Raw genomic sequence first — 24,383 nt, 5'->3', positions numbered from 1 at the left:
GTGTCCCTGATCGCTTCTGACCACTTCCGCATCGTTGTCGGCCTCGGCAAGAGCGGCATGTCCCTGGTTCGCTTCCTGGCGAACCGGGGCGTGTCGTTTGCCGTGGCCGATACGCGGGAAAATCCGCCTGAGCTGGCCACGCTGCGCCGTGACTATCCGCAGGTGGACGTGCGTTGTGGCGAGCTGGACGTCGAGTTCCTGTGCCGCGCCGATGAGCTCTACGTGAGCCCCGGCCTGGCCCTGGCGACTCCGGCGCTGCAGGCTGCGGCTGCCCGAGGCGTGAAACTGTCCGGCGACATCGAGCTGTTCGCCCGCAACGCGAAGGCGCCGATTGTCGCCATCACCGGCTCCAACGCGAAAAGCACCGTGACCACTCTGGTCGGTGAAATGGCCGCGGCGGCCGGCAAGCGCGTCGCCGTGGGCGGCAACCTGGGGACCCCGGCCCTGGACCTGCTCGGCGATGACATCGAGCTGTATGTCATGGAACTGTCGAGCTTCCAGCTTGAGACCACCGACCATCTCGGCGCCGAAGTGGCGACGGTGCTCAACATCAGCGAAGACCACATGGACCGCTACAGCGGCCTGCCGGCGTATCACCTGGCCAAGCACCGGGTTTTCCGTGGCGCCCGCCAGGTCGTGTTCAACCGCCAGGACGCGTTGACCCGTCCGCTGATGGGTGAAGGGCTGCCTTGCTGGACCTTCGGCTTGGGGGTTCCGGATTTCAAAGGCTTCGGCTTGCGTGAAGAGAACGGCGAAAAATACCTCGCTTTCCAATTCCAGAACCTGATGCCAGTGCGTGAGTTGAAAATCCGCGGCGCCCACAACCAGGCCAATGCCCTTGCGGCGTTGGCCCTGGGCCACGCGGTCGGTCTGCCGTTCGACGCCATGCTCTCGGCCTTGCGCCAGTTCGCAGGGCTGGAACACCGCTGCCAATGGGTGCGCGATCTGGATGGCGTGGCCTGGTACAACGATTCCAAGGCCACCAATGTCGGTGCCGCGCTGGCGGCCATCGAAGGCCTGGGCGCGGACATCGACGGCAAGCTCGTGCTGGTCGCCGGCGGTGACGGCAAGGGCGCCGACTTCAAGGACCTGCGCGGCCCCGTGGCCGCCAATTGCCGTGCCGTGGTGCTGATGGGCCGCGACCGCGAACTGATCGCCCAGGCGTTGGGCGATGCGGTGCCGCTGGTTCGTGTCGCTTCGCTGGATGAGGCGGTGCAGCAATGCCGCGCCCTCGCGCAAGCGGGCGATGCCGTCCTGTTGTCGCCGGCCTGCGCCAGTTTCGACATGTTCAAGAACTACGAAGAGCGCGGGCGCCTGTTCGCCCAGGCCGTGGAGGACTTGGCATGAGCTTGCTGAACATCATCAAGCCGTACCCGTCGCCGCTGATCACCGGCCGTGGCATCGACCTCGATTTCCCGATGCTCGCCGGTTGCCTGGCATTGCTCGGCCTGGGCCTGGTGATGATCACCTCTGCGTCGTCGGAAGTGGCTGCCGTTCAGTCGGGCAACACGCTTTACCACATGATCCGCCATCTGATTTACCTGGTGATCGGCCTGGGTGCCTGCATCGTGACCATGATGGTGCCGATCGCCACTTGGCAACGCCTGGGCTGGATGATGCTGTTGGGGGCCTTCGGCCTGCTGGTCATGGTGTTGGTGCCGGGCATCGGCCGCGAGGTCAACGGCTCGATGCGCTGGATCGGCTTCAGTTTTTTCAACGTCCAGCCTTCGGAAATCGCCAAGGTCTTCGTGGTGATTTTCCTTGCCGGTTACCTGGTGCGTCGCCAGAAGGAAGTGCGCGAAAGCTGGATGGGCTTCTTCAAGCCATTCATCGTGTTGCTGCCCATGGCGGGCCTGTTGCTGATGGAGCCGGACTTCGGCGCCACGGTAGTGATGATGGGCGCGGCTGCGGCGATGCTGTTTCTCGGTGGGGTCGGGCTGTTCCGCTTCATCCTGATGGTTGCGCTGGCCGTGGCGGCGGTGACCGTGCTGGTGCAGGCACAACCGTATCGAATGGCGCGCCTGATCACGTTTACCGATCCGTGGGCCGACCAGTTCGGTTCCGGCTATCAATTGACCCAGGCCTTGATCGCCTTCGGCCGTGGCGAGTGGCTGGGCGTGGGCTTGGGCAACAGTGTGCAGAAGCAGTTCTATCTGCCGGAAGCGCATACCGACTTCGTGTTTTCGGTACTGGCCGAAGAACTCGGCGTCGTGGGCTCCTTGTGCACCGTTGCCCTGTTCGTGTTCGTCTGCGTGCGCGGCATGTACATCGGCTTGTGGGCCGAGAAGGCCAAGCAGTTCTTCGCCGCGTATGTGGCGTATGGCCTGTCGTTCCTGTGGATCGGCCAGTTCCTGATCAACATCGGCGTGAACGTCGGCCTGTTGCCGACCAAGGGCCTGACGCTGCCGTTCCTCAGTTATGGCGGCAGCTCCCTGGTGATCTGCTGTGCCTGTCTTGGCCTGTTGCTGCGCATCGAATGGGAGAGCCGAACCCACTTGGGCAGCGAAGAGATGGAATTCCAGGAGAGCGACTTCGCCGAGGAGCCGACTCATGGGCGCTAACGTGCTGATCATGGCGGGCGGTACCGGCGGGCATGTGTTCCCGGCGCTGGCCTGTGCCCGGGAGTTCCAGGCGCGCGGCTACACCGTGCATTGGCTGGGTACGCCACGGGGCATCGAGAATGAGTTGGTGCCCGCCGCCGGCCTGGAGCTGCACCGGATCAATGCCAGCGGCCTGCGGGGCAAAGGCAAGCTGTCGCTGCTCAAGGCGCCGCTGATGCTGCTCAAGTCGGTCTGGCAGGCGCGGGCGATCATTCGTCGGCTGCGGCCGGTGTGCGTGGTCGGTTTCGGTGGCTATGTGACCGGTCCCGGCGGTGTTGCGGCAAAACTGGCCGGTGTGCCGGTGATCGTCCACGAGCAGAACGCCGTGGCCGGTACCGCCAATCGGTTATTGGTGCCGTTGGCCGCCCGGGTGTGTGAAGCCTTCCCGGACACCTTTACCCTGTCGGGCAGCCGTCGCACCACGGGTAATCCCGTGCGTACGGAGCTGTTCCTCGCTGCACCGCGCCCGGCCCTGGCCGGACGCAAGGCGCGTTTGCTGGTCCTGGGCGGAAGCCTGGGGGCCGAACCGTTGAACAAGCTGCTACCCGAAGCCCTGTCGCAGGTTGCCCCCGAACTGCGGCCGGAAGTGTTTCACCAGGCCGGCAAAAACCACGATGAAGTGACTGCCGAACGCTATCGCGCCGCTGGCGTCGAGGCGCAAGTGCAGCCCTTCATCAAAGACATGGCCCAGGCCTATGGCTGGGCCGACCTGGTGGTCTGTCGCGCAGGCGCGCTGACCATCAGTGAACTGGCTGCCGCCGGTCTGCCCTCGATGCTGGTGCCTTTGCCCCATGCCATCGACGATCACCAGACTCGCAACGCCGATTATTTGGCCCGTGAAGGCGCTGCCTTCCTGATGCCGCAAAGAACGACTGGCGCCGCGGATCTTGCCGCGCGCCTGACAGAGGTCTTGATGCAGCCGCAAACACTCGAAGACATGGCTCGCGCCGCGCGCCGCCTGGCCAAACCCGATGCCACGGCCCAAGTGGTCGACACCTGCCTGGAGGTGGCCCATGGTTGAGAATCGCAAAGCCATGCCACAACCGGAAATGCGCCGCATCCGTCGCATCCACTTCGTCGGTATCGGCGGCGTGGGCATGTGCGGGATCGCCGAGGTGTTGCTGAACCTGGGTTACCAGGTCTCGGGTTCCGACCTGAAGGCTTCCCCGGTCACCGAACGCCTGGAATCGTTCGGTGCGCAGATCTTTATCGGCCACCGTGCCGAGAACGCCGCCAATGCCGACGTGCTGGTGGTGTCCAGCGCCGTGAACACCTCCAACCCGGAGGTTGCCACCGCCCTGGAACGTCGTATTCCCGTGGTGCCACGGGCCGAGATGCTGGCCGAGCTGATGCGTTATCGCCACGGCATCGCCGTCGCCGGCACCCACGGCAAGACCACCACCACCAGCCTGATCGCCTCGGTGTTCGCCGCCGGTGGCCTGGACCCGACCTTTGTGATCGGTGGTCGCCTGAATGCCGCGGGCACCAATGCCCAGCTGGGCACCAGCCGCTACCTGATCGCCGAAGCCGACGAGAGCGATGCGAGTTTCCTGCACCTGCAACCGCTGGTGGCCGTGGTGACCAACATCGACGCCGACCACATGGCGACCTACGACGGCGACTTCAACAAGCTGAAGAAAACCTTCGTCGAGTTCCTCCACAACCTGCCGTTCTATGGTTTGGCCGTGGTGTGCCTGGACGACCCGGTGGTTCGTGAAATCCTGCCACTGATCAAGCGCCCAACCGTGACCTACGGCTTTGGGGAAGAAGCCGATGTGCGCGCCATCAATGTGCGCCAGAAGGGCATGCAGACCTTCTTCACCGTGTTGCGTCCCGACCGCGAGCCGTTGGACGTCTCGGTGAACATGCCCGGCAACCACAACGTGCTCAATGCCTTGGCCACCATCTGCATAGCCACCGACGAAGGCGTCAGCGACGAAGCCATCGTCCAGGGCTTGTCGGGCTTCCAGGGCGTGGGCCGACGTTTTCAGGTCTACGGCGAGCTGCCGGTGGACGGCGGTAACGTGATGCTGGTGGACGATTACGGCCACCACCCGACCGAAGTCGCGGCGGTGATCAAGGCCGTGCGCGGTGGCTGGCCGGAGCGGCGTCTGGTGATGGTCTATCAACCGCACCGGTACAGCCGCACCCGCGACCTGTACGACGATTTTGTCCAGGTCCTGGCCGATGCCAACGTGCTGCTGTTGATGGAAGTCTATCCGGCGGGCGAAGAGCCGATCCCCGGCGCCGACAGCCGCCAGCTGTGCCACAGCATCCGCCAGCGTGGCCAGTTGGACCCGATCTACATCGACCGTGGCGTCGACCTCGCGCCGCTGGTCAAGCCATTGCTGCGCGCTGGGGACATCCTGCTGTGCCAGGGCGCGGGTGACATCGGTGGCCTGGCCCCGAAATTGTTGAATAGTCCGTTATTCGCCGGAGCCATCGTGGCCTCCAGCGAGGGGAAACTGAAATGACTGCTGCATACGCCAACCTGGCCTCGACCCTTGACCCGAAAGCCTTCGGCCGCGTCGCCGTGCTGTTCGGCGGCAAGAGTGCCGAGCGCGAGGTGTCCCTCAAGTCCGGTAATGCCGTGTTGCAAGCCTTGCAGAGCGCTGGCGTCGACGCCTTCGGCATCGACGTGGGCGACGATTTCCTGCAGCGCCTGCTGAGCGAAAAAATCGACCGTGCGTTCATCATTCTCCACGGTCGCGGCGGCGAAGACGGCAGCATGCAAGGGCTGCTCGAATGCCTGGGCATTCCCTACACCGGCAGCGGCATCCTCGCGTCGGCCCTGGCGATGGACAAGCTGCGCACCAAGCAGGTCTGGCACAGCCTCGGCATTCCGACGCCGCGTCACGCCGTGCTCGCCAGCGAGGCCGATTGTATTTCGGCGGCCACGGAACTGGGCTTTCCTTTGATCGTCAAACCGGCCCATGAAGGTTCCAGTATTGGCATGGCGAAAGTGAATTCGCTGCCTGAGTTGACCGCAGCCTGGAAGGACGCCAGTTCCTACGATTCGCAAGTGTTGGTCGAGCAATGGATCACCGGTCCGGAGTTCACCATCGCCACCCTGCGTGATCAGGTGTTGCCCCCGATTGCCCTGGGCACGCCCCACACGTTCTACGACTACGACGCCAAATACATCGCCAATGACACCCAGTACCGCATTCCCTGCGGGCTGGATGCCGCCAAGGAAAAAGAACTGATGGACCTCACGGCCAAGGCCTGTGAGGCGCTGGGCATCGCCGGTTGGGGCCGGGCGGACGTGATGCAGGACGCCGATGGGCAGTTCTGGTTCCTGGAAGTCAACACCGCCCCCGGCATGACCGATCACAGCCTGGTGCCGATGGCGGCGCGTGCCGCCGGCCTGGATTTCCAGCAACTGGTGCTGGCGATCCTGGCTGCCAGTGTCGGCCATCAAGAGCCAAGAGGTTAAGCCATGCAAGGCGCATCGCTTCGTCATCAGCCATCCGCACCCGGTCGCAAGCCGGTGCCGCGGGGTGCCAGCCGAATGGTGGCCAAAGAGCCGATGTCGGCGCGCTTGCCGAAAGCCAATTTTGGTTTTCTCAAGAGCCTGTTCTGGCCGGTGCTGCTGGTGGCGTTGGGGTTCGGCACGTATGAAGGCGCGCAACGGTTGCTGCCTTATGCCGACCGGCCGATTGCCCGGATCAATGTCCAGGGCGACCTGAGCTACATCAGCCAGCAGGCGGTGCAGCAGCGGATTGCCCCGTTCGTCGCGTCGAGCTTCTTCACCATCGACCTGGCGGGGATGCGCACGGAACTGGAGCAGATGCCCTGGATCGCCCACGCCGAAGTCCGGCGAGTGTGGCCGGACCAGGTGTCGATCCGCCTGGAAGAGCAATTGCCGGTGGCCCGTTGGGGCGACGAGTCTCTGTTGAACAACCAGGGCCAGGCGTTTACGCCACGGGAACTGGCCAATTATGAACATTTGCCCCAACTGTTCGGTCCACAGCGGGCCCAGCAACAAGTGATGCAGCAATACCAGGTGTTGAGCCAGATGTTGCGGCCATTGGGCTTCTCCATCGCGCGCCTGGAATTGCGTGAACGCGGCAGCTGGTTCCTGACCACTGGCGCGGGCAGCTCGGGACCGGGCATCGAGCTGCTGCTCGGGCGCGGCAACCTGGTGGAAAAGATGCGCCGCTTCATCGCCATCTATGACAAGACGCTCAAAGAACAGATTACGAACATTGCGCGCATCGATCTGCGCTACGCCAACGGCCTCGCTGTTGGCTGGCGGGAACCTGTAGCGCCGACGACGGCCGAACCCGCCGTCGCGAAGAATTAAGAAGAGGCAGGACCCATGGCAAACGTGCAAAGCGGGAAAATGATCGTCGGTCTGGATATCGGCACTTCCAAGGTGGTTGCGCTGGTAGGCGAGGTCGCGGACGACGGCACGCTGGTCATCGTCGGAATCGGTACACACCCGTCCCGCGGCTTGAAAAAAGGCGTGGTGGTGAACATCGAGTCCACCGTGCAATCGATCCAGCGCGCCATCGAAGAAGCGCAGCTGATGGCCGGTTGCCGGATCCACTCGGCGTTCGTCGGCGTGGCGGGCAATCACATCCGCAGCCTGAACTCCCACGGCATCGTGGCGATTCGTGATCGCGAAGTCAGCTCCGCCGACCTCGAGCGCGTACTCGACGCGGCCCAGGCCGTAGCGATTCCGGCCGACCAGCGCGTGCTGCACACCCTGCCGCAGGACTACGTGATCGATAACCAGGAAGGCGTGCGCGAGCCCCTGGGCATGTCGGGCGTGCGCCTGGAAGCCAAGGTCCACGTGGTGACCTGTGCGGTGAACGCCGCGCAGAACATCGAGAAATGCGTGCGCCGCTGCGGCCTGGAAATCGACGACATCATCCTCGAGCAGCTGGCCTCGGCGTACTCGGTGCTGACCGACGACGAGAAAGAGCTGGGCGTATGCCTGGTGGACATCGGCGGCGGCACCACCGACATCGCGATCTTCACCGAAGGCGCGATTCGCCACACGGCCGTGATCCCGATTGCAGGCGATCAGGTGACCAACGACATCGCGATGGCGCTGCGCACCCCGACCCAGTACGCCGAGGAAATCAAGATCCGCTACGCCTGCGCCCTGGCGAAACTGGCCGGTGCCGGTGAAACCATCAAGGTGCCGAGCGTCGGCGACCGTCCGCCGCGCGAACTGTCGCGCCAGGCCCTGGCCGAAGTGGTCGAGCCGCGTTACGACGAGTTGTTCACGCTGATCCAGGCCGAACTGCGTCGCAGTGGCTACGAAGACCTGATCCCGGCCGGCATCGTGCTGACCGGCGGTACGTCGAAGATGGAAGGCGCGGTCGAGCTGGCCGAAGAGATTTTCCACATGCCGGTGCGCCTGGGCGTGCCGCATGGCGTCAAGGGGCTGGACGACGTGGTCCGCAACCCGATCTATTCCACCGGCGTGGGCCTGTTGATGTACGGCCTGCAGAAGCAATCCGACGGGATCTCGTTCTCAGGGATTGGCAGCCGCGATAGCTACAGCAGCGACGAGCCCAAGGCTCCGCTGTTCGAGCGGCTCCAGGCCTGGGTGAAAGGCAATTTCTAAAGATTCAAGCTTCAGGCGCCGGGTTTCAGGCTCGGCGTTGCAAGACGGCAACAAAACGCAGTAGGCGAAAAAACTAGAGAATGAAAGGAGAGGGAACATGTTCGAACTCGTAGACAACATCCCCGCTAGCCCGGTTATCAAAGTAATCGGTGTCGGCGGTGGCGGCGGCAACGCTGTCAACCACATGGTCAAGAGCAACATCGAAGGCGTCGAATTCATCTGCGCCAACACCGATGCTCAAGCGCTGAAAAACATCGGCGCGCGGACCATCCTTCAACTGGGCACCGGCGTGACCAAGGGCCTGGGTGCCGGCGCGAATCCCGAGGTTGGCCGTCAGGCTGCCCTGGAAGACCGCGAGCGCATCGCTGAAGTCCTGGCCGGCACCAACATGGTGTTCATCACCACGGGCATGGGCGGTGGTACCGGTACCGGTGCAGCGCCGATCATTGCCGAAGTGGCCAAGGAAATGGGCATCCTCACCGTTGCGGTGGTGACCCGTCCGTTCCCGTTCGAAGGCCGCAAGCGCATGCAGATCGCCGATGAAGGCATCCGCGCGCTGAGCGAAAGCGTCGACTCGTTGATCACCATCCCCAACGAGAAGCTGCTGACCATCCTGGGTAAAGACGCAAGCCTGCTGTCGGCTTTCGCCAAGGCTGACGATGTACTGGCCGGTGCCGTTCGCGGTATCTCCGACATCATCAAGCGTCCAGGCATGATCAACGTCGACTTTGCCGACGTGCGCACCGTGATGTCCGAAATGGGCATGGCAATGATGGGCACTGGCTGCGCCAGCGGTCCGAACCGTGCTCGCGAAGCCACCGAAGCGGCCATCCGCAACCCGCTGTTGGAAGATGTAAACCTGCAGGGCGCCCGCGGCATCTTGGTGAACATCACCGCCGGTCCGGACTTGTCTTTGGGCGAGTACTCCGACGTGGGTAGCATCATCGAAGCATTCGCTTCCGACCACGCGATGGTCAAAGTCGGCACCGTGATCGATCCGGACATGCGTGACGAGCTGCACGTGACCGTGGTTGCCACTGGCCTGGGCGCGAAAATCGAGAAGCCGATGAAGGTGATCGACAACACCGTGCAGACTGCCATGGCTTCGCAGCCACAGCAGCCAGCTGCCGCTCGTCAGGAAACGCCTGCGGTGAACTACCGTGACCTGGACCGTCCGACCGTCATGCGCAACCAGGCCCAGGCCGGTGCTGCGACTGCCGCGAAGATGAATCCGCAAGATGATCTGGATTACCTGGACATCCCGGCTTTCCTGCGTCGTCAGGCCGATTGATGGAATGTATCAGGGGTATACGGGTGATTGGTGTTCAGCAAAGGTCTGGTCTGCTATCATCGCCAGCCTTTGTTGATACCAGTTCGCAATTTGCGCTGAAGCGGCCCATGCCATGATTAAACAACGCACCCTGAAGAATATTATCCGTGCCACAGGTGTCGGCCTGCACTCCGGCGAGAAGGTCTACCTGACCCTCAAGCCCGCGCCTGTCGACACCGGCATCGTGTTTTGTCGTGCCGACCTCGACCCTGTGGTGCAGATTCCTGCTCGCGCGGAAAACGTCGGTGAAACCACTATGTCGACCACACTGGTCAACGGTGACGTCAAAGTGGACACGGTGGAGCATTTGCTCTCGGCCATGGCTGGCCTGGGCATCGATAACGCCTACGTCGAGCTCTCCGCGTCCGAAGTCCCGATCATGGATGGCAGTGCCGGACCCTTCGTATTCCTGATTCAATCGGCTGGCCTGGAAGAGCAGGACGCGGCCAAGAAATTCATCCGCATCCTGCGGGAAGTGACAGTGGAAGACGGCGACAAGCGCGCCACTTTCGTCCCTTTCGAAGGGTTCAAGGTGAGCTTCGAGATCGATTTCGATCACCCGGTTTTCCGTGACCGCACCCAGAGTGCAAGCGTGGATTTTTCCAGCACTTCGTTCGTAAAAGAAGTCAGCCGCGCCCGTACCTTCGGTTTCATGAGTGACATCGAGTACCTGCGCAAGCACAACCTCGCACTCGGCGGCAGCGTTGAAAATGCGATCGTGGTCGACTCCGATGGCGTGTTGAACGAAGACGGCCTTCGTTATGAAGACGAATTCGTCAAGCACAAGATCCTCGATGCAATCGGCGACCTCTACCTGCTGGGCAATAGCCTGATTGGTGAGTTCAAGGGCTTCAAGTCCGGCCACGCACTGAACAACCAGCTGCTGCGCAAGTTGATTGAGCAGAAAGATGCTTGGGAAGTCGTGACGTTCGAAGACGCCAGCACCGCACCCATCTCTTACATGCGTCCTGTCGCGGCTGTGTAAGCAAAAAACCTCTCTAGTTTTTTAAGGGCTGCCTTCGGGTGGCCCTTTTTTATGGCGGCAATGAACCCCGTGTGGGTCATTTCCTAAGGGATTGCGATATTCCCCTATAGGACGCTTCCCAAACGTCGCCGAACCCGCTGTTACTCGATGGAACAACCCTCTGAAGTAAGTCACGCTGAATGCCCTTGAAAACCAATCCCGCGCAAGACGCGGGCACCAAGGGAAGTCATGCCAGCAGACCGATCTGAACAGCACCAACTCGATTTCAATCAAAGCGACGCCGACACGGTTTTTGCCCCGTCACGTTCCCTCCTGGAACAAGCGGCGGCAAACGCCTGGGGGGATCGGCAACATGCTTGATCAACGGCCCACCTTCTTCGACCACAGCCGCCACACCCTGAGCGTCTGCGACCTCACAGCCCATCTCGACGTCCTGGCCTTCACCGGCGAGGAGCACCTGAGCCGGCCCTACCACTACCGCATCGAATTCACCTGCACCGAGCGCGACCTGGTGGCCACCGACCTGCTCAACCGGGATGCTTACTTCAGTCTTTACCCGCTGCCGCCACCGCCGACGCCCAGGGGCTTCGCGCCGCCGGAGATCAAGCCGCTGCGCACGTTCAATGGCGCGATCACAGCGTTCAAGCGCCTGTCCGGCTCCAACGACGAAGCCCGCTACGAAATCACGTTGCAACCGCGTTTCGCGCTGCTGGCGCGGGGCAAGCAGTTTCGGATCTACCAGCACCAGTCGGTGCCGCAGATCGTCGAACACATCCTGCGCACGCGCCATGATTTCCGGGGCCAGCATTTCTATTTCAATGTGGTGCGCGACTACCCCCGGCGTGAACAGGTCATGCAATACGACGAAAGCGATCTGGCCTTCATCGAGCGCCTGCTGGCTGATGTCGGCATCTGGTACCGCGTCGTCAGCGATGACCGCCTGAGCATCGACGTGGTGGAGTTTCACGACGATCAGCGGCACTACCAGCGCGGCGTCAAGTTGCCGTGTCGCCCGCCGTCCGGCTTGTGCGCCAACGAGCAGGACGCGGTCTGGCACCTGCAAACCGCCCACCAGGTGGTGGAAAAAAACATCAACTTTCGCGCCTACCACCATCGCGAGGCCTACGCGTTCCTCGACGGCGAGGTCGACCATACCCGCCGCGCCAAGGGCACCTACGGCGAGGCCTATCACTACGGCGAACCCTACACGGTGCTGGGCGAGCGCTACGCCCTGGACGAGGACCTGCAAAGCGAAAGTGGTTTTTTCTACGCGCGCCTGCGCCATGAACTCTACCTCAACGACCAGACCCGCCTCAGCGGCACCACCAGCAGCGCCACCCTGGCCCCGGCCCAGATGCTCGAAATCACTGGCGGCGCGCCCCAGGCCTTCGAGTTCGGCGCGGTGATCGTCAGCCTGCGCACCGAAGCGGCCCGGGACCGCAGCTTCATCGCCACCTTCCAAGCGATTCCTTACTCGGAAACCGTGTGCTTTCGCCCACCGCTGCCGCCCAAGCCGCGCATCAGCGGCACCATTCCCGCCCGCGTCAGTCACCCGGAAGTCAACCCGCCGTACGCTGACCTCGACTTCGAGGGCCGCTACAAGGTGCGCTTCCTGTTCGACCGCGACACCTGGCAAGCCGGCCGCGAAAGCGCCTGGCTGCGCCTAGCCCGACCCTACGGCGGCGACACCCACGGCCTGCATTTCCCGCTGCAGGCCGGCACCGAAGTGGCGGTGGCCTTCGAGCACGGCGACCCCGACCGCCCCTACATCGCCCACGCCCTGCACGACGACCGGCACCCGGACCCCGTCACCGCCCGCAACGAGCGCCGCAACGTGCTGCGCACTCCGACCAACAACAAACTACGCATGGACGACACCCGCGGGCAGGAGCACATCAAGCTCAGCACCGAGCACAGCGGCAAGAGCCAGTTGAACCTGGGGCATCTGGTGGATGCCGAGCAGACGAAGCGGGGGGAAGGGTTTGAGTTGCGCACCGATGGACATGGCGCCCTTCGTGCGGGCAAGGGGGTGTTTATCAGTGCTGATGAGCAAACCCAGGCCAAGGGCGACGTCCTCACCATGGACCCGGCCACCGCCCAGGTCGAAGGTGCCAGACAGCAGATGGCCCAATGGCAGGACATCGCCCAGGCCCACCACAGCCGCAAACCCGACCTGCGCGGCTTGGAACAACTCCAGGCCGACGCAAAAGACCTTTCGGCTGCCGCCATCCTGCTCAGCGCCCCCCAGGGCATCGGTGCCGTCACCCCGGCCAGCCTGCTGCTCAAGAGCGGCGACGCGCTGTACCTGCAAAGCCACAACGAAATCAACCTCGCCGCCGCCAAACGGCTATCGGCCCACGCCAACCAGGGCATCTCGCTGCTGGCCCAACAGGAAGGCCTGCGCCTGGTCTCCGGCAAAGGACCCCTGGACATCGAATCCCACGGCGATGGGATGGGCATGAAAGCCCAGCAGGACATCACCGTGCAGTCGGTGCAGGGGCATGTGCAGGTGACGGCGAAGAATGGCCTCACCCTGGCGTGTGGGGGTGGGTTCATTCGGATTACCCCGACCGGCGCAATCGATATCCATAGCCCCGGCAAGCTGAACCTCAAGGGGCAGCACGTCTGGGAACTGCCTGCCGGGCAATCTTTTGCGCTGGCGGATTTGCCGCAATCGGTGTGCAAGGAATGCCTGGAGATGGCCCGCGAAAACGCCGTGGGAATTCTTCCGCGTGAAAGCTGAAATAAGGAATACATACATGGCAGCGCCAAGCGAATGGCAACAGCAGATAGAACACGTCTGCGTGACTGCGGACATACAGCGAGTGGACCTTTTGCTGGACCAGTCCGACTGGGACAGCTGCGCTATCCCGGCCCTGAAACAAATAACGCCAGAGATAGCATGGCATTCGTTGTTTACCGGCACACCGGAGGAAAACCTGCTGGAGCAAGCGCCGCTGTTGATGCGGCTGGATCTGGTGCATTGGCAACATCGAGCCTGGCTGGAAGAACTCATGACTCACTGTGCAGCCGATGCCCGGCTGTTGGTCGCGATCTCCCCGTTGCCCTTCGACGCGCTCAGCCTGGCCCTGCAAACCTTGTCCCAAATGAACTGGGGTGGGCAGCCAGGCTTGTTGCGGTACTACGACCCGCGAATCTTCCCTCTGTTGATCTCCTCCATCTTGAGCGACCAACAGCGCCTCCAGTTCCTGCTCCCTGTCAGTTACTGGAGCTGGCTGGATCGGGACGGCCAGCCGCAATGGCGACGGGGCGCCAGCCAGACACGGGGGCGCATCGACATACCGCCCACCGTCGAACTGAGTGATGAGCAATGCGACCTGATCGGATGCATCTCCGATGCGCAGCAGCTTTTTGATAGCGGCCAATTTGATCAGCTTGAGGAAAGTCAGGAGCAGCGTTTCGCGTTGTTATATCGGCTGGTCGTAAAGGCGAACAAAGAGAATTACTTCAACGATCTCAGCGAGTATGTGCGCAACTGCGCTTTTTAGCTCCAGGGAGGACCGGCAATGGTCGCGGTGGCTATTGCTGCATAACGGATCGCATGCAAAAAAAAGATTCCGGACGAAGCGGTTTTTTGCGTGATTTAGGAAGTTGATAAAAAGGACTTTTCCATGAAGCAGTTGATGTTCCGCAAATCGATAGTGCGAGGTTCTTGTGCCTTGCTGGGGTTGATGTTGCATGGGTGTTCTTCACCTGACAACAAGATGGCGGGAGGGAACTTGGCTGCCGTCAATCACACCTTGGGCGCGATTAATTGGTTTTCCGTCAACGGTTACAGGGCTCATGGAGGAGGAGGCAGTTCATGCTGCATTGTTATGCCGATCAAATGGCGCCCGGGCTTGATGGCTTATATTGAATGGGAGGTGGATCCTAATCGACACGCAAAATTACCTTCGGTCACCTCAATTGAGTTTCGCGAAGCATATGCCAAGCATTCGGCTAACTACCAGCGACATAGCGCTACGGTAGAAATCCCGGAATGGCCAGGAACGGAATCCTGTGATTTGAAAGTGCATTTTCTGACTTGCAATCAAATCAAGGTTACTACCGCGTGTGCGGTGTACGGCCAGCCGAACTATCCCATCAAAGAAAAAAAACAGATGAAGGAGCCTGCCGTATGCCCGAAATAGAAACTAATTCGAAGGCATACAGAGTGCTGCCGTTGTCGGTGCTCAGAAGGTGGGCGTCGCAGGGGCTCTATGCCTCGCTTGGATTGATGCTGCATGGGTGTTCTTCACCGGACAACGAGATGGCGGGAGGGAATATAGAAGCCGTTAACCATACGTTGAATGCGATCAATTGGTTGTCGGTTAACGGATATAGGGCGGACGGGGGAGGAGGCAGTTCGTGTTGCATCATTATGCCGACCAAATGGCGTCCAGGGTTGAAGGCTTATATCGAGTGGGAAGTAGATCCTAATCGTTTTGCAAGAATTAAGCGAAAGACCGCTGGTTTCGGTTTCGATGAAGAAGCTTGGGCTGCCCATGAGGCAAAATTTCAGCGCCATAGCGCCATGGTGGAGATGCCGGAATGGCCAGGAACGGAGTCTTGCGATCTGAAAGTCCATTTCCTGACTTGCAATCAAATCAAGGTCACTACCGCGTGTGCGGTGTACGGTCAGCCGAACTATCCCATCAAAGAAAAAAAACAGATGAAGGAGCCTGCCGTATGCCCGAAATAGAAACTAATTCGAAGGCATACAGAGTGCTGCCGTTGTCGGTGCTCAGAAGGTGGGCGTCGCAGGGGCTCTATGCCTCGCTGGGATTGATGCTACATGGGTGTTCTTCAGCGGACAACGAGATGGCGGGAGGGAATATAGAAGCCGTTAACCATACGTTGAATGCGATCAATTGGTTATCGGTTAACGGATATAGGGCGGACGGGGGAGGAGGCAGTTCGTGTTGCATCATTATGCCGACCAAATGGCGTCCAGGGTTGAAGGCTTATATTGAATGGGAGGTGGATCCTAATCGACACGCAAAATTACCTTCGGTCACCTCAATTGAGTTTCGCGAAGCATATGCCAAGCATTCGGCTAACTACCGGCGGCATAGCGCTACGGTAGAAATTCCGGAATGGCTGGGGACGGAGTCCTGTGATCTGAAAGTGCATTTCCTGACTTGTAATCGACTCAAGGTTACTACCGCGTGTGCGGTATACGGTCAACCCAATTATCCTATTAAAGAACTGTTGGAAATAAAGGAGCCCTCCACATGCCCGAAGTAAAAGTCAATAACTCGAAGGCTAAGGCTTGGGCGCCGCCGATTTTTCCCGTCGGGGGACGTCTGCCCGTAGAGATGCGAAAGGTGACAGAGAACTACAATAAACAAACTGCAGAGAAAAATGCTTTTCGTCGAACGACCAATGCCCGAGGGCAAAAGCGGCACTCCGCGTGCTGCTACAGCTTGCATATCAGTTTGTTTTTTGACGGGACCAACAATAACGAGGACAACGATACGAAGAAGGAGCATCCCAGTAATATTGCGAAGCTGTTCCATGCGTCGCTCAGAGGTACGCCGGCAAAAGAACGTGGCTATTTTTCCTACTACATGCCCGGAGTCGGAACCCCTTTTCCGGAGATTGGCGAACTGGATTACAGCGAGGAGGGGTTGAAGTTCGCCAAAGGTGGCGAAAACCGTATCAATTGGGCCCTGGTTTCTTTGGCTGATGCCTTGCATGCAGCCCTGATCAAAACGCCATTGTCCCAAGATCGTCGAGCAAAAGCCGTCGAGTCCATGGACACGTACATAGCTCCTATGATGAGCATCTTCGGCGCTGGTCGGCGGCGCCAAGTCATGCAGGGCCTGCTGGAACCCCTGAAAACCCATGTCCGTCAAGCCAGGCCTGAAGTTCTGGGCGTCAAGCTCTTCGTCTATGGTTTTTCCCGCGGCGCGGCGCAAGCGCGCACTTTCGTGAGCTGGCTGAGCCAGCTGTTCGACACGCCGGATGGGGCCGAGAAACCGGAACAGACTTTACTGGGCCTGCCGGTGAGCATCGAGTTCCTCGGCCTGCTGGATACCGTGGCGTCGGTGGGTATCGCCCATGTCACGCCGTTTTTTGCCGGGCACATGGACTGGGCCGATGACACCCAGCTCCTGCCGGACGCGAAGACATTTCCCGATTTCGTCAAATGCTGCCGGCACTTTGTGGCGGCCTTCGAACAACGTGCCTGTTTCCCACTGGACTCGGTTCGTAACGAGGATGGCAATTACCCATCCAATACCTATGAAGTGGTGTACCCCGGCGTGCACTCCGATGTGGGCGGTGGGTACCCGAAAAACGACCAGGGCAAGGCGCGTGGCGGTACGGATGAGCTAGTGTCGCAGATCGTTTTGCACGATCTGTACGCAGCAGCATTTGCCGCCGGAGCTCCGTTACAGGTGCCGGAAGCGGCATTGCCGAAGAACCTTGAGACACAAAAATCATGGCGTGAGATGGGGCCACAAACATTGGGAGAGTTTGTGGTCAATCAGCAAGTCATCGAACGCTTCAACGCCTGGCACCACCAGACCCTGCAAACGACCTCGCCCGAGGACCAGGGCAGCATTTCCACTGACGGCTACCACCCCTTGCTGCTCACGACCACCGTCGAAGACACCCTGGCCGAGCAACTGGGCTGGATCACCGGCTGGCGCATCGGCCGCTATGCCAATGACCGCGAGCAGGTTGAAGATCACTATCGATACGACGACAGCTACAAGCATCAACCTTTCTTCACCGAGGCCCAGGAAGCCACGGCCTACGATACGGACCAACAGCGTAGCGAGTATGAAGACAAGAAACGGACCGTGCTGAAGAACCGCCAGAAAGAACCCGTGGCGGCGATGAATCATCCCGGCCCGCCGATCTACGAACCGCAGATCGACCAGACCCAACTGAGCCAGGCCGCCACTGAGTTCAAGCACGACTATCTGGATATCGAACGCAAACAAACCAGCAAGTACGGTACGGTCCTGGACGTGGTCATGCGCGACACGATCTATTTGCTCAACGAGAACGATGAGGTGCGCGACCACGCCAGCATCAAGGCGGCGGGCGAGCTGCGTTACGAGCAACTGTTCGATGACAGGTTCGGCAGGCCCAGCCGGGACCCTGGCCTGGCGCTGCTGGTGGCGTTGTTCGATGACCACATCCACGATTCACGGGCCTGGTTCATGCACGACAAGTTGGCATCCCGTGAGCTATGGGCCGGCTACTTCTTTTATCGCATGACCTATTTCGGCAATGAGAACAGTCGTGATCTGTCTCCGGTGGTGGTGGCCGGGCGGATGCTGGGGGTGGCGGTGCTGGCGGGCGCCACGGTGTATGGCATCAAGCGCAGCGGCACGCTGGGCGGGGTGGGTGGCGTGGCGGCCGGTATGGGCGCGGCGACCATTGGTTATCAGGTGATCGACCAGGTCAGCGGGGCGGTAGTGCCGTTTCTGCCGGGGGCGGAAAAGATTTTGCAGCCGACGCGCCATATCGGTGAAGTGGTTATCGAGCAGAAGAAACAGATCGCCCAGGACGACTATCTGCAGCGCCTCGATCGGACCGACGAGATGCTGCGGCTCGCCGGCGTGCTGGTGGAGTTTGATGGGGAGGTGGCGCCATGATGCCCGTGATCCGCTTAGGTGACTCTCTACACCCCTTCGGCGGCAAAGTGCTCGAAGGTCGTTTCCTGGCGATCGGCCGGCCGCTGTCCTGCATGGGGGACAAGGTCCGCTGCGAAAAGCACGGCGAGAATCGCATCGCCCAAGGCGCGGGAGGGTTCAGCTTCAACGGGCAGTTGTTGGCCTTGGACGGGTACCGCTGCGATTGCGGTTGTACGTTGGTCAGCTCCTTGGCGCTGTCGTTTATATCGGTGAAGCCATGAATCGCCCGCCGCGTTACCCGCCGTTCGCCCAGCCAAGGGAACCGCGCTGGGGCCGCTGGTGGCTGGCGTTGCCGCTACTGTGGATTGTCCAGCTGGCAATCCTGGTGCCGTTCTGGCCCGAAGATCAGCCACGCCTGGCATTGTGGTTGTGGAGCGCTGTGTTGCCCTTGAGCTGGGCGCTGGCGTTGTCGTTGCGGGTGTTGCCATGGCAGATCGGCTTGTTCAGGCGCGACGTATTTCGCCGCACCCAGGACGACGACACACAGCGCTGGTGGCGCTGGCGAAGCCTGGGGTTGCCGGTGGAAGAGGTGCTGGTGTTGGGGCCGGCCGGTGATGATCAAATCCACTATCGGGGCCTGATGAACGACACGCCGCTGCCGACGCCCATGGCGCGATCCAAGGCTGCGGTGCCGTCATTGAATTGCCCGGTGATACTCAGCCAGTCCGCCGAGCGTGCTCCGGCGCTGGCGCAACACCTGGCTCGGTTGGTTTTTGAGCAAACCGGAATATTGGAGCGGTGGCCGAGGTTGCGGGCGATTGTCTGGGCGGGCGACGAAATCGAACTGGCTGCCTTCGAGAAGGTGCTGGGCAGCCACGGCACCGAGCTGCCAAAGGTGTGCTTGCCGTTGCAAGACCTGGCGGACCTGGACGAGCTGATCGACATATTCAATCAAGAATGCCGTCACGCCGAGGACTGGCTGCTGTGCGCCGGGGTGGTTTCGGTGCAGGGCGCCGAAGCAGCAACGCCACCTGGCGAAGGTGGTTTTTTGTGGGTGGTGAGTCGTCAAGGGCGGCAGCTGTTGCATCGTGGTGAATACCTGTCGGGCGAGACTGACGACCCCCCCGCTGAGCTCAGCGCACAGATGCAGCGTTATGCCGGGCTGCAAGCCCCGCCGACCTGTCTGGCCATGGACCAGGCCAGTCAGCAAGCCTTCATGGCCGGCGGCTGGTCGGCGATCGAGCATCAATTGGAAGCGCACTGGGGTGAATTGGCGCATCTGGCGCCGTTTATCGGCATGTCGTTGGCGTTGTTGCATGCAAAGGAGGCCGGACAGCCCTGTGGCTGGCTGAGCCAGGATGCGGACAAACGATTGGCAATTGGAGTGGCAAAACCTCATGGCAAGGGATAACGGCGAGCCCAAGGGCTCATTGATAGGGTTGGGGTCAGGCTACCTGCTGGTCATGACATTCATGGTGCTGCTCGGTTGCCTGCTGTATCGCTTGGCGGGCCATCACCTGGAATTGCCGCCAGTCGCGTTCCAGCAATTGATGTTGTGGGGGCTGGGGACATGGGTTGCGCTCTTTTGGTTCTGCCCGATGATTTTATTGGCCTGGGATCGTTTGACGGTACGCCAGGCGCAGCGGACCACGCCGGGAGGCATTGGCAGCGTCGCTGCGTCCCGATTGAATCCACAGCCGGATTTGAAAGACGACGAAGAGAAGCTGGCCAGGCTACGCGAAAACCTCCGCTTCCAATACGGCCCCCTCTGGCGCCACAAGGTCCGTCTGCTGCTCATCGTCGGCGAGCCCACCCAGATCGCCGCCATCGCCCCGGAGCTGGCGAAAAAGAAATGGCTCGAAGGCGAACGCACCGTGCTGCTATGGGGCGGCAGCGTCCAGGAAGAATTGCAAACCCCGCTGTTGAACCCATGGCTCACCCTACGCCGTTGGCGGGCGCTGGACGGGGTGGTCTGGGCGCTGGACAAACCGCAAAGCACCGATGCGGTGGCGCTGGCCAAGGGCATGCGGCAGTTGCAGGGGCTGGCTCGGCGGCTAGGCCGACGGTTGCCGTTGCACTTGTGGCAGGTGTGCGAGAGCGGCTGGTCCCAGGACGGGCGCGAGAGCCAGCCGGTGGGTTGTCTGTTGCCGGCCAAGGTGACGCCGTCTCTGTTGGAGGCGTGCCTGGAGGATCTGGTCGAGCCGTTGCGTTGCCAGGGCTTTGCCCAGATGAAGATCAAGAAGCGGATGCACCACGATTTCCTGCTGCGCCTGTCCCGGGATTTGCAGGCCGAGGGCATTGCCCGTTGGCGGCAGGCGCTGGCGCCGTCGTTGAGTGGGTTCAACCCGGGGGTGATGCTGCGAGGGTTGTGGTTCAGCCTGCCACTGCGCGTGACGCAAAGCGCTGACGGCGAGCATTTCTGGTGGCCGGACCCGGCGTGGCACGGCGTGCAGCGCGACAAGGCCGTCGGCGCGCGGTTGGGGTGGGGCGCGCCGCGAGTCGTCTATGGACTGTTCATGGGCCTGGCGCTGGTGTGGGGCGCGGGGATGGCGCTGTCCTTTGTGAGCAATCGGGCGCAGATCGTCGAGGCGCAGGCCTTGTCGACGGCGTTGCAACAGTCATCCACCCAAGAGGAGCAACTGTTGGCGCTCGAAGCGCTCGTCCACGTGCTGGCTCGCCTGGATCACCGTGTCGTGTCCGGTGCGCCGTGGTACCAGCGCTTTGGCTTGAACCGCAATGAAACTTTGCTCGAACTGTTGTGGCCCCGGTATGTCGAGGCCAATAACCGCCTGGTGCGAGACCCGGCGGCGGCGAGGTTGCGCGGGCAACTGGAGGCGCTGGTCAAGCTGGCGCCGGGCAGCCCCGAGCGCGTTGAGCGCACGCGTATGGCCTACGATCAGCTCAAGACTTACCTGATGATGGCGCGCCCGGACAAAGCCGTGGCGCCCCTGTTGGTCAAGACCCTGGGCCACGCCGAACCCACGCGTGACGGAATTTCGCCAGGGCTCTGGCAGATCCTCGCACCGAACCTGTGGCAGTTCTACGCCGAGCAACTGGCCGCGCACCCGGACTGGCGCATCGAGGCCGACCCGCGGTTGGTGGCGCAGGTGCGCCAGGTGCTGCTCGACCAATTGGGCCAACGCAACGCCGAGGCCAGCCTGTATCAACGGGTGCTGGACGACGCCACCCCGCACTATCCAGCCCTGGGCCTGCAACAGATGGTGGGCGACACCGAAGCCGCCGGGTTGTTTTCCAGCAAGGCCAGCGTGCCGGGAGTGTTCACGCGCCAGGCCTGGGAGGGCCAGGTGCGCCAGGCCATCGATGACATCACCCAGGCGCGCCGCGAAGAAATCGATTGGGTGCTCAGTGATCGCCCCGGTGACATCGATGTGCGCTTGACGCCCGGCGAGCTCAAGGCGCGCCTGACCGAACGCTATTTCAAGGACTACGCGGGCGCCTGGCTGGTGTTTCTCAACAGCCTGCGGGGCAATCAACCCAAAAGCCTGGAACAGGTCATCGACCAGTTGACGCTGATGAGCGACGTGCGCCAATCGCCGTTGCTCGCGTTGATCAATACCCTGGCCTATCAAGGGCAAGCGGGCACCCGCGCCCCGGCCCTGGGCGACTCGCTGATGAGGTCCGCGCACAAGCTCATCGGCCCGGACAAGGCCCCGCCCATAGACCCGCTGGCCGACCTGCCGAGCGGCCCGCTGGATCCGACGTTCGGCCCGTTGTTGGCCTTGCTGGGCAAGGGTGGCGCTGACCATTTGAGCCTCCAGGCCTACCTCACCCAAGTGACCCGCGTGCGCCTGAAACTGCAACAGATCAACACAGACAGCGACCCCATGGAAATGACCCAGGCCCTGGCGCAGACGGTGTTCCAGGGCCGGGGCATCGACCTCACCGATACCCAGTCCTATGGCCGTCTGATGGCCGCCAGCCTCGGTGCGCAATGGGCCGGCGTGGGCGAAACGCTGTTCGTGCAACCGCTGGAACAGGCCTGGCAGCGAGTGCTGCAACCGTCGGCGGCGGGCCTCAACAGCCAATGGCGGCGTTCGATCGTCGAGCATTGGAACGCGGCCTTTACCGGGCGTTATCCCTTCGCCGCGACGGCCAGCGACGCTTCGTTGCCGATGCTGGGGCAAATGATCCGCGCCGACACGGGGCGCATCGAACGTTTTCTCCACAGCCAGTTGAGCGGCGTGTTGCGCAAGGAAGGCAACCGCTGGGTGGCCGATCCCCGCCACGGTCGCGGTTTGCGCGTCAATCCCCAATTCCTGGAGGCGGTCAATCAACTGAGCGATCTGGCCGACGTGCTCTACACCGACGGCGGCCTGGGCTTGAGTTTTGAACTGAGCGGCAAAGGCGTGCGCGATGTGGTGCAAACCACCTTCATCCTCAACGGAGAGAAACACCACTACTTCAACCAGAAGGAGCGCTGGCAGCGCTTCGGCTGGCCGGGACGCAGCGACTACCCCGGCGTCAGCCTGACGTGGACCAGCGTCCACACCGGCGAACGGTTGTTCGCCGACTACGCCGGCGCCTGGGGGCTGATCCGCTTGCTGGAACAGGCCACGTTCACCGCGCTGGACGATGGCGACAGCCGCTACCGCATGGTGCTCAAGGCGCCCGATGGTCTGGGCCTGACGTGGCACCTGCGCACCGAACTGGATGCCGGGCCGATGGCGCTTTTGAAGTTGCGAGGGTTTACGTTGCCGGGGCGGATATTTTTGGCTGAGGGCGGGCCAGCGGAAGGATAGATCTACATCGCGCAGACGACCCGATTGCGTCCGCTGGCCTTGGCCTGGTAAAGCGCCTTGTCGGCGGCGAACAGCAATTCTTCCAACTCGCTGTAAGGCCCCTGGACCCAGGTGGCGATGCCGATACTGACAGTCATGGGCATCTCGCCAGGCATCTGTTCCACGGCCTCGCGAATGTTCTGCGCCGTCGTGAATGCCCCGGCCGTCGTGGTTTCCGGCAGTACCACCGAGAATTCCTCGCCACCGTAACGCGCCGCCAGGTCGGCGGGGCGACGGACATGCTCGCCAATCAACTGAGCCAGGCTTCGCAACGCCTCGTCACCGCGTTGATGGCCGAGGCGATCGTTGAATGTCTTGAAGTGATCCGCGTCGATCATCAGGACTGACAACGGCTGGCCGGAGCGTTGGGCGCGCAGCCATTCCAGTTGCAGCATGTGGTCCAGGGTTCGACGATTGGCCAGGCCGGTCAGCGGATCGACAGACGCCAACTGGGCCAACTCCCATTCGGCGTTGCGGCGGCGTTTCAATTCCCGGCGCAGCAGCCAGGTGAGCCAGAGCAGGCTGATGCACAGCGCGCCAGTGGCGCCACTGACCAGAAGCGCCGTGCGTTGCCACGAGGCGAAGACTTCTTGGGAAGAGAGCGCGACCACCACGATCAGCGGCAAGTCACCCACCTGGGAAAAGGTATACAGACGCTGGGTCTGGTCAACGCTGGATAGGCCTGTGAAGCTGCCGTCGCCTTCGCGCAGGATGCGTACGAAGTTTGGCCGTTTGCTGAAATCCTTGCCGATGACGTCTTCGGCCAACTGCGGTTCTTGTGCCAGCAGGATACCGTCGCGGCTGACCAGGTTGACCGTCCCGCCGTGACCGATGTTCAGGCTCTTGAACAGTTGGTTGAAGTAATTCAAGCGCATCGCGGCTTCGGCCACGCCCATGAACTCGCCACGTTCGTCGTTCAAGCGATAACTGAAGCTGATGCGCCAGTCGTGGGGTTCGCTACGGGCGCGGAAGGGCCGGCTGATCATCATGCCCGGGCGTGGATCCTGGAGATGAGACTGGAAATACTCCCGGTCGGCGTAATTACCTTTGCGTGGCTGGATCGAGGCGGAATCGGCGATCACATCACCACGCTTGTCGAGCAGCAATATGTCGCCTTTATAAGGCGCGGCGGTGGCGCGGTCGAAGAGGGCGAGATGACGAATCGTGGGTGATACTTCATTCAGGTCGTCGCGCTTTGCGGCAGCGACAAGACCTTGCAATGACAAGTCATAGAGTTCGACATTGCGCAGCACGTCGGCGTCGATCAGTTGCACGATGTTGCTCGCCGCACGGATCGCGGCCTGCTGGGCGCTGGCGTGTTCACGGATCAGCAGGAACGTCACGATACTCAGGATGGCAATCACAGCCAGCGAGCTGGCCAAGACGAGTACCCGTTCCGAACGTATTGGAAGTGGGATATTGGCGGGTGTTGCAGTGCTCGCGCTCATGATTCCGATCTGCATTGTCATATGGCTGGGATCCTTCCCATAGGCTGC

At 61.7% G+C, this 24,383-nt stretch carries 19 protein-coding genes; 18 read left to right on the top strand and 1 reads right to left on the bottom strand.

Annotated features, from left to right (window positions below; all coding sequences use genetic code 11):
* The 18 genes from murD to DOCECA_RS17420 all read left to right on the top strand — a co-directional run bounded on the left by murD (position 1) and on the right by DOCECA_RS17420 (position 22,848).
* Positions 1-1,347, top strand: a complete 1,347-nt coding sequence (gene murD / locus DOCECA_RS17505; protein ID WP_445570857.1) for a UDP-N-acetylmuramoyl-L-alanine--D-glutamate ligase — start codon at positions 1-3, stop codon at positions 1,345-1,347.
* A complete protein-coding gene (gene ftsW, locus DOCECA_RS17500; protein WP_420765424.1) occupies positions 1,344-2,561 on the top strand; it encodes a putative lipid II flippase FtsW in 1,218 nt (405 codons plus the stop codon). The genes murD and ftsW overlap by 4 nt, the downstream gene beginning before the upstream one ends.
* Positions 2,551-3,621: an undecaprenyldiphospho-muramoylpentapeptide beta-N-acetylglucosaminyltransferase gene (murG, locus tag DOCECA_RS17495; protein ID WP_420765423.1), complete on the top strand. Its 1,071-nt coding sequence runs from the start codon at positions 2,551-2,553 to the stop codon at positions 3,619-3,621. Before ftsW ends, murG begins: the two co-directional genes overlap by 11 nt.
* Entirely contained in the window at positions 3,614-5,074 is a 1,461-nt protein-coding gene (murC, locus tag DOCECA_RS17490) for a UDP-N-acetylmuramate--L-alanine ligase (RefSeq protein ID WP_420765422.1), read from the top strand. Before murG ends, murC begins: the two co-directional genes overlap by 8 nt.
* Positions 5,071-6,036, top strand: a complete 966-nt coding sequence (locus tag DOCECA_RS17485) for a D-alanine--D-alanine ligase (protein ID WP_420765421.1) — start codon at positions 5,071-5,073, stop codon at positions 6,034-6,036. Before murC ends, DOCECA_RS17485 begins: the two co-directional genes overlap by 4 nt.
* A gap of 3 nt (positions 6,037-6,039) precedes the next feature.
* A complete protein-coding gene (locus DOCECA_RS17480) occupies positions 6,040-6,906 on the top strand; it encodes a cell division protein FtsQ/DivIB (RefSeq protein ID WP_042729561.1) in 867 nt (288 codons plus the stop codon).
* Between the two features lie 15 nt (positions 6,907-6,921).
* Complete coding sequence (gene ftsA / locus DOCECA_RS17475) at positions 6,922-8,181, top strand: cell division protein FtsA (RefSeq protein WP_003205342.1); 1,260 nt, start codon at positions 6,922-6,924, stop codon at positions 8,179-8,181.
* A gap of 97 nt (positions 8,182-8,278) precedes the next feature.
* Complete coding sequence (ftsZ, locus tag DOCECA_RS17470) at positions 8,279-9,472, top strand: cell division protein FtsZ (protein ID WP_420765420.1); 1,194 nt, start codon at positions 8,279-8,281, stop codon at positions 9,470-9,472.
* A 112-nt stretch (positions 9,473-9,584) separates the two neighbouring features.
* Entirely contained in the window at positions 9,585-10,496 is a 912-nt protein-coding gene (lpxC, locus tag DOCECA_RS17465) for a UDP-3-O-acyl-N-acetylglucosamine deacetylase (RefSeq protein ID WP_095106092.1), read from the top strand.
* Positions 10,497-10,848: 352 nt separating this feature from the next.
* On the top strand, positions 10,849-13,239 hold the full coding sequence (locus DOCECA_RS17460) for a type VI secretion system Vgr family protein (RefSeq protein ID WP_445570856.1): 2,391 nt from the start codon (positions 10,849-10,851) through the stop codon (positions 13,237-13,239).
* A gap of 16 nt (positions 13,240-13,255) precedes the next feature.
* The gene (locus DOCECA_RS17455) at positions 13,256-14,005 is read left to right on the top strand and encodes a DUF4123 domain-containing protein (protein ID WP_445570855.1); all 750 of its coding nucleotides are present in this window, start codon (positions 13,256-13,258) and stop codon (positions 14,003-14,005) included.
* A 135-nt stretch (positions 14,006-14,140) separates the two neighbouring features.
* Positions 14,141-14,647: a DUF3304 domain-containing protein gene (locus tag DOCECA_RS17450; protein WP_434564145.1), complete on the top strand. Its 507-nt coding sequence runs from the start codon at positions 14,141-14,143 to the stop codon at positions 14,645-14,647.
* A gap of 86 nt (positions 14,648-14,733) precedes the next feature.
* Positions 14,734-15,198 (top strand): DUF3304 domain-containing protein, encoded by a 465-nt coding sequence (locus DOCECA_RS17445; protein ID WP_445572176.1) that lies wholly within the window; start codon positions 14,734-14,736, stop codon positions 15,196-15,198.
* Positions 15,199-15,284: 86 nt separating this feature from the next.
* On the top strand, positions 15,285-15,743 hold the full coding sequence (locus DOCECA_RS17440; RefSeq protein ID WP_420767941.1) for a DUF3304 domain-containing protein: 459 nt from the start codon (positions 15,285-15,287) through the stop codon (positions 15,741-15,743).
* Entirely contained in the window at positions 15,731-18,109 is a 2,379-nt protein-coding gene (locus tag DOCECA_RS17435) for a T6SS phospholipase effector Tle1-like catalytic domain-containing protein (protein ID WP_445570854.1), read from the top strand. The genes DOCECA_RS17440 and DOCECA_RS17435 overlap by 13 nt, the downstream gene beginning before the upstream one ends.
* Positions 18,106-18,369: a PAAR domain-containing protein gene (locus DOCECA_RS17430; protein ID WP_445570853.1), complete on the top strand. Its 264-nt coding sequence runs from the start codon at positions 18,106-18,108 to the stop codon at positions 18,367-18,369. The genes DOCECA_RS17435 and DOCECA_RS17430 overlap by 4 nt, the downstream gene beginning before the upstream one ends.
* Before the next feature lie 140 nt (positions 18,370-18,509).
* Positions 18,510-19,499 carry a hypothetical protein gene (locus DOCECA_RS17425; protein ID WP_420767940.1) on the top strand — a complete coding sequence of 330 codons (990 nt, stop codon included), beginning with the start codon at positions 18,510-18,512 and terminating at the stop codon, positions 19,497-19,499.
* The gene (locus DOCECA_RS17420; RefSeq protein ID WP_445570852.1) at positions 19,486-22,848 is read left to right on the top strand and encodes an ImcF-related family protein; all 3,363 of its coding nucleotides are present in this window, start codon (positions 19,486-19,488) and stop codon (positions 22,846-22,848) included. The genes DOCECA_RS17425 and DOCECA_RS17420 overlap by 14 nt, the downstream gene beginning before the upstream one ends.
* Positions 22,849-22,850: 2 nt before the next feature.
* Here the strand turns inward: DOCECA_RS17420 and DOCECA_RS17415 are convergent, their stop codons facing one another.
* A complete protein-coding gene (locus DOCECA_RS17415; protein ID WP_434564144.1) occupies positions 22,851-24,335 on the bottom strand; it encodes a GGDEF domain-containing protein in 1,485 nt (494 codons plus the stop codon).
* Between the last annotated feature and the right edge of the window lie 48 nt (positions 24,336-24,383).

The organism is Pseudomonas sp. E102 (assembly GCF_052660185.1).
The sequence above is the reverse complement of the archived record's forward strand: the minus strand, read 5'-3'. Positions and strand labels throughout refer to the sequence as shown.

Coding starts and splice junctions, on each gene's coding strand:
- ftsW (WP_420765424.1), top strand. CDS start 1,344: ATGAGCTTGCTGAACATCATCAAGCCGTACCCGTCGCCGCTGATCACC.
- murG (WP_420765423.1), top strand. CDS start 2,551: ATGGGCGCTAACGTGCTGATCATGGCGGGCGGTACCGGCGGGCATGTG.
- murC (WP_420765422.1), top strand. CDS start 3,614: ATGGTTGAGAATCGCAAAGCCATGCCACAACCGGAAATGCGCCGCATC.
- DOCECA_RS17485 (WP_420765421.1), top strand. CDS start 5,071: ATGACTGCTGCATACGCCAACCTGGCCTCGACCCTTGACCCGAAAGCC.
- DOCECA_RS17480 (WP_042729561.1), top strand. CDS start 6,040: ATGCAAGGCGCATCGCTTCGTCATCAGCCATCCGCACCCGGTCGCAAG.
- ftsA (WP_003205342.1), top strand. CDS start 6,922: ATGGCAAACGTGCAAAGCGGGAAAATGATCGTCGGTCTGGATATCGGC.
- ftsZ (WP_420765420.1), top strand. CDS start 8,279: ATGTTCGAACTCGTAGACAACATCCCCGCTAGCCCGGTTATCAAAGTA.
- lpxC (WP_095106092.1), top strand. CDS start 9,585: ATGATTAAACAACGCACCCTGAAGAATATTATCCGTGCCACAGGTGTC.
- DOCECA_RS17460 (WP_445570856.1), top strand. CDS start 10,849: ATGCTTGATCAACGGCCCACCTTCTTCGACCACAGCCGCCACACCCTG.
- DOCECA_RS17455 (WP_445570855.1), top strand. CDS start 13,256: ATGGCAGCGCCAAGCGAATGGCAACAGCAGATAGAACACGTCTGCGTG.
- DOCECA_RS17450 (WP_434564145.1), top strand. CDS start 14,141: ATGTTCCGCAAATCGATAGTGCGAGGTTCTTGTGCCTTGCTGGGGTTG.
- DOCECA_RS17445 (WP_445572176.1), top strand. CDS start 14,734: ATGCTGCATGGGTGTTCTTCACCGGACAACGAGATGGCGGGAGGGAAT.
- DOCECA_RS17440 (WP_420767941.1), top strand. CDS start 15,285: ATGCTACATGGGTGTTCTTCAGCGGACAACGAGATGGCGGGAGGGAAT.
- DOCECA_RS17435 (WP_445570854.1), top strand. CDS start 15,731: ATGCCCGAAGTAAAAGTCAATAACTCGAAGGCTAAGGCTTGGGCGCCG.
- DOCECA_RS17430 (WP_445570853.1), top strand. CDS start 18,106: ATGATGCCCGTGATCCGCTTAGGTGACTCTCTACACCCCTTCGGCGGC.
- DOCECA_RS17420 (WP_445570852.1), top strand. CDS start 19,486: ATGGCAAGGGATAACGGCGAGCCCAAGGGCTCATTGATAGGGTTGGGG.
- DOCECA_RS17415 (WP_434564144.1), bottom strand. CDS start 24,335: ATGAGCGCGAGCACTGCAACACCCGCCAATATCCCACTTCCAATACGT.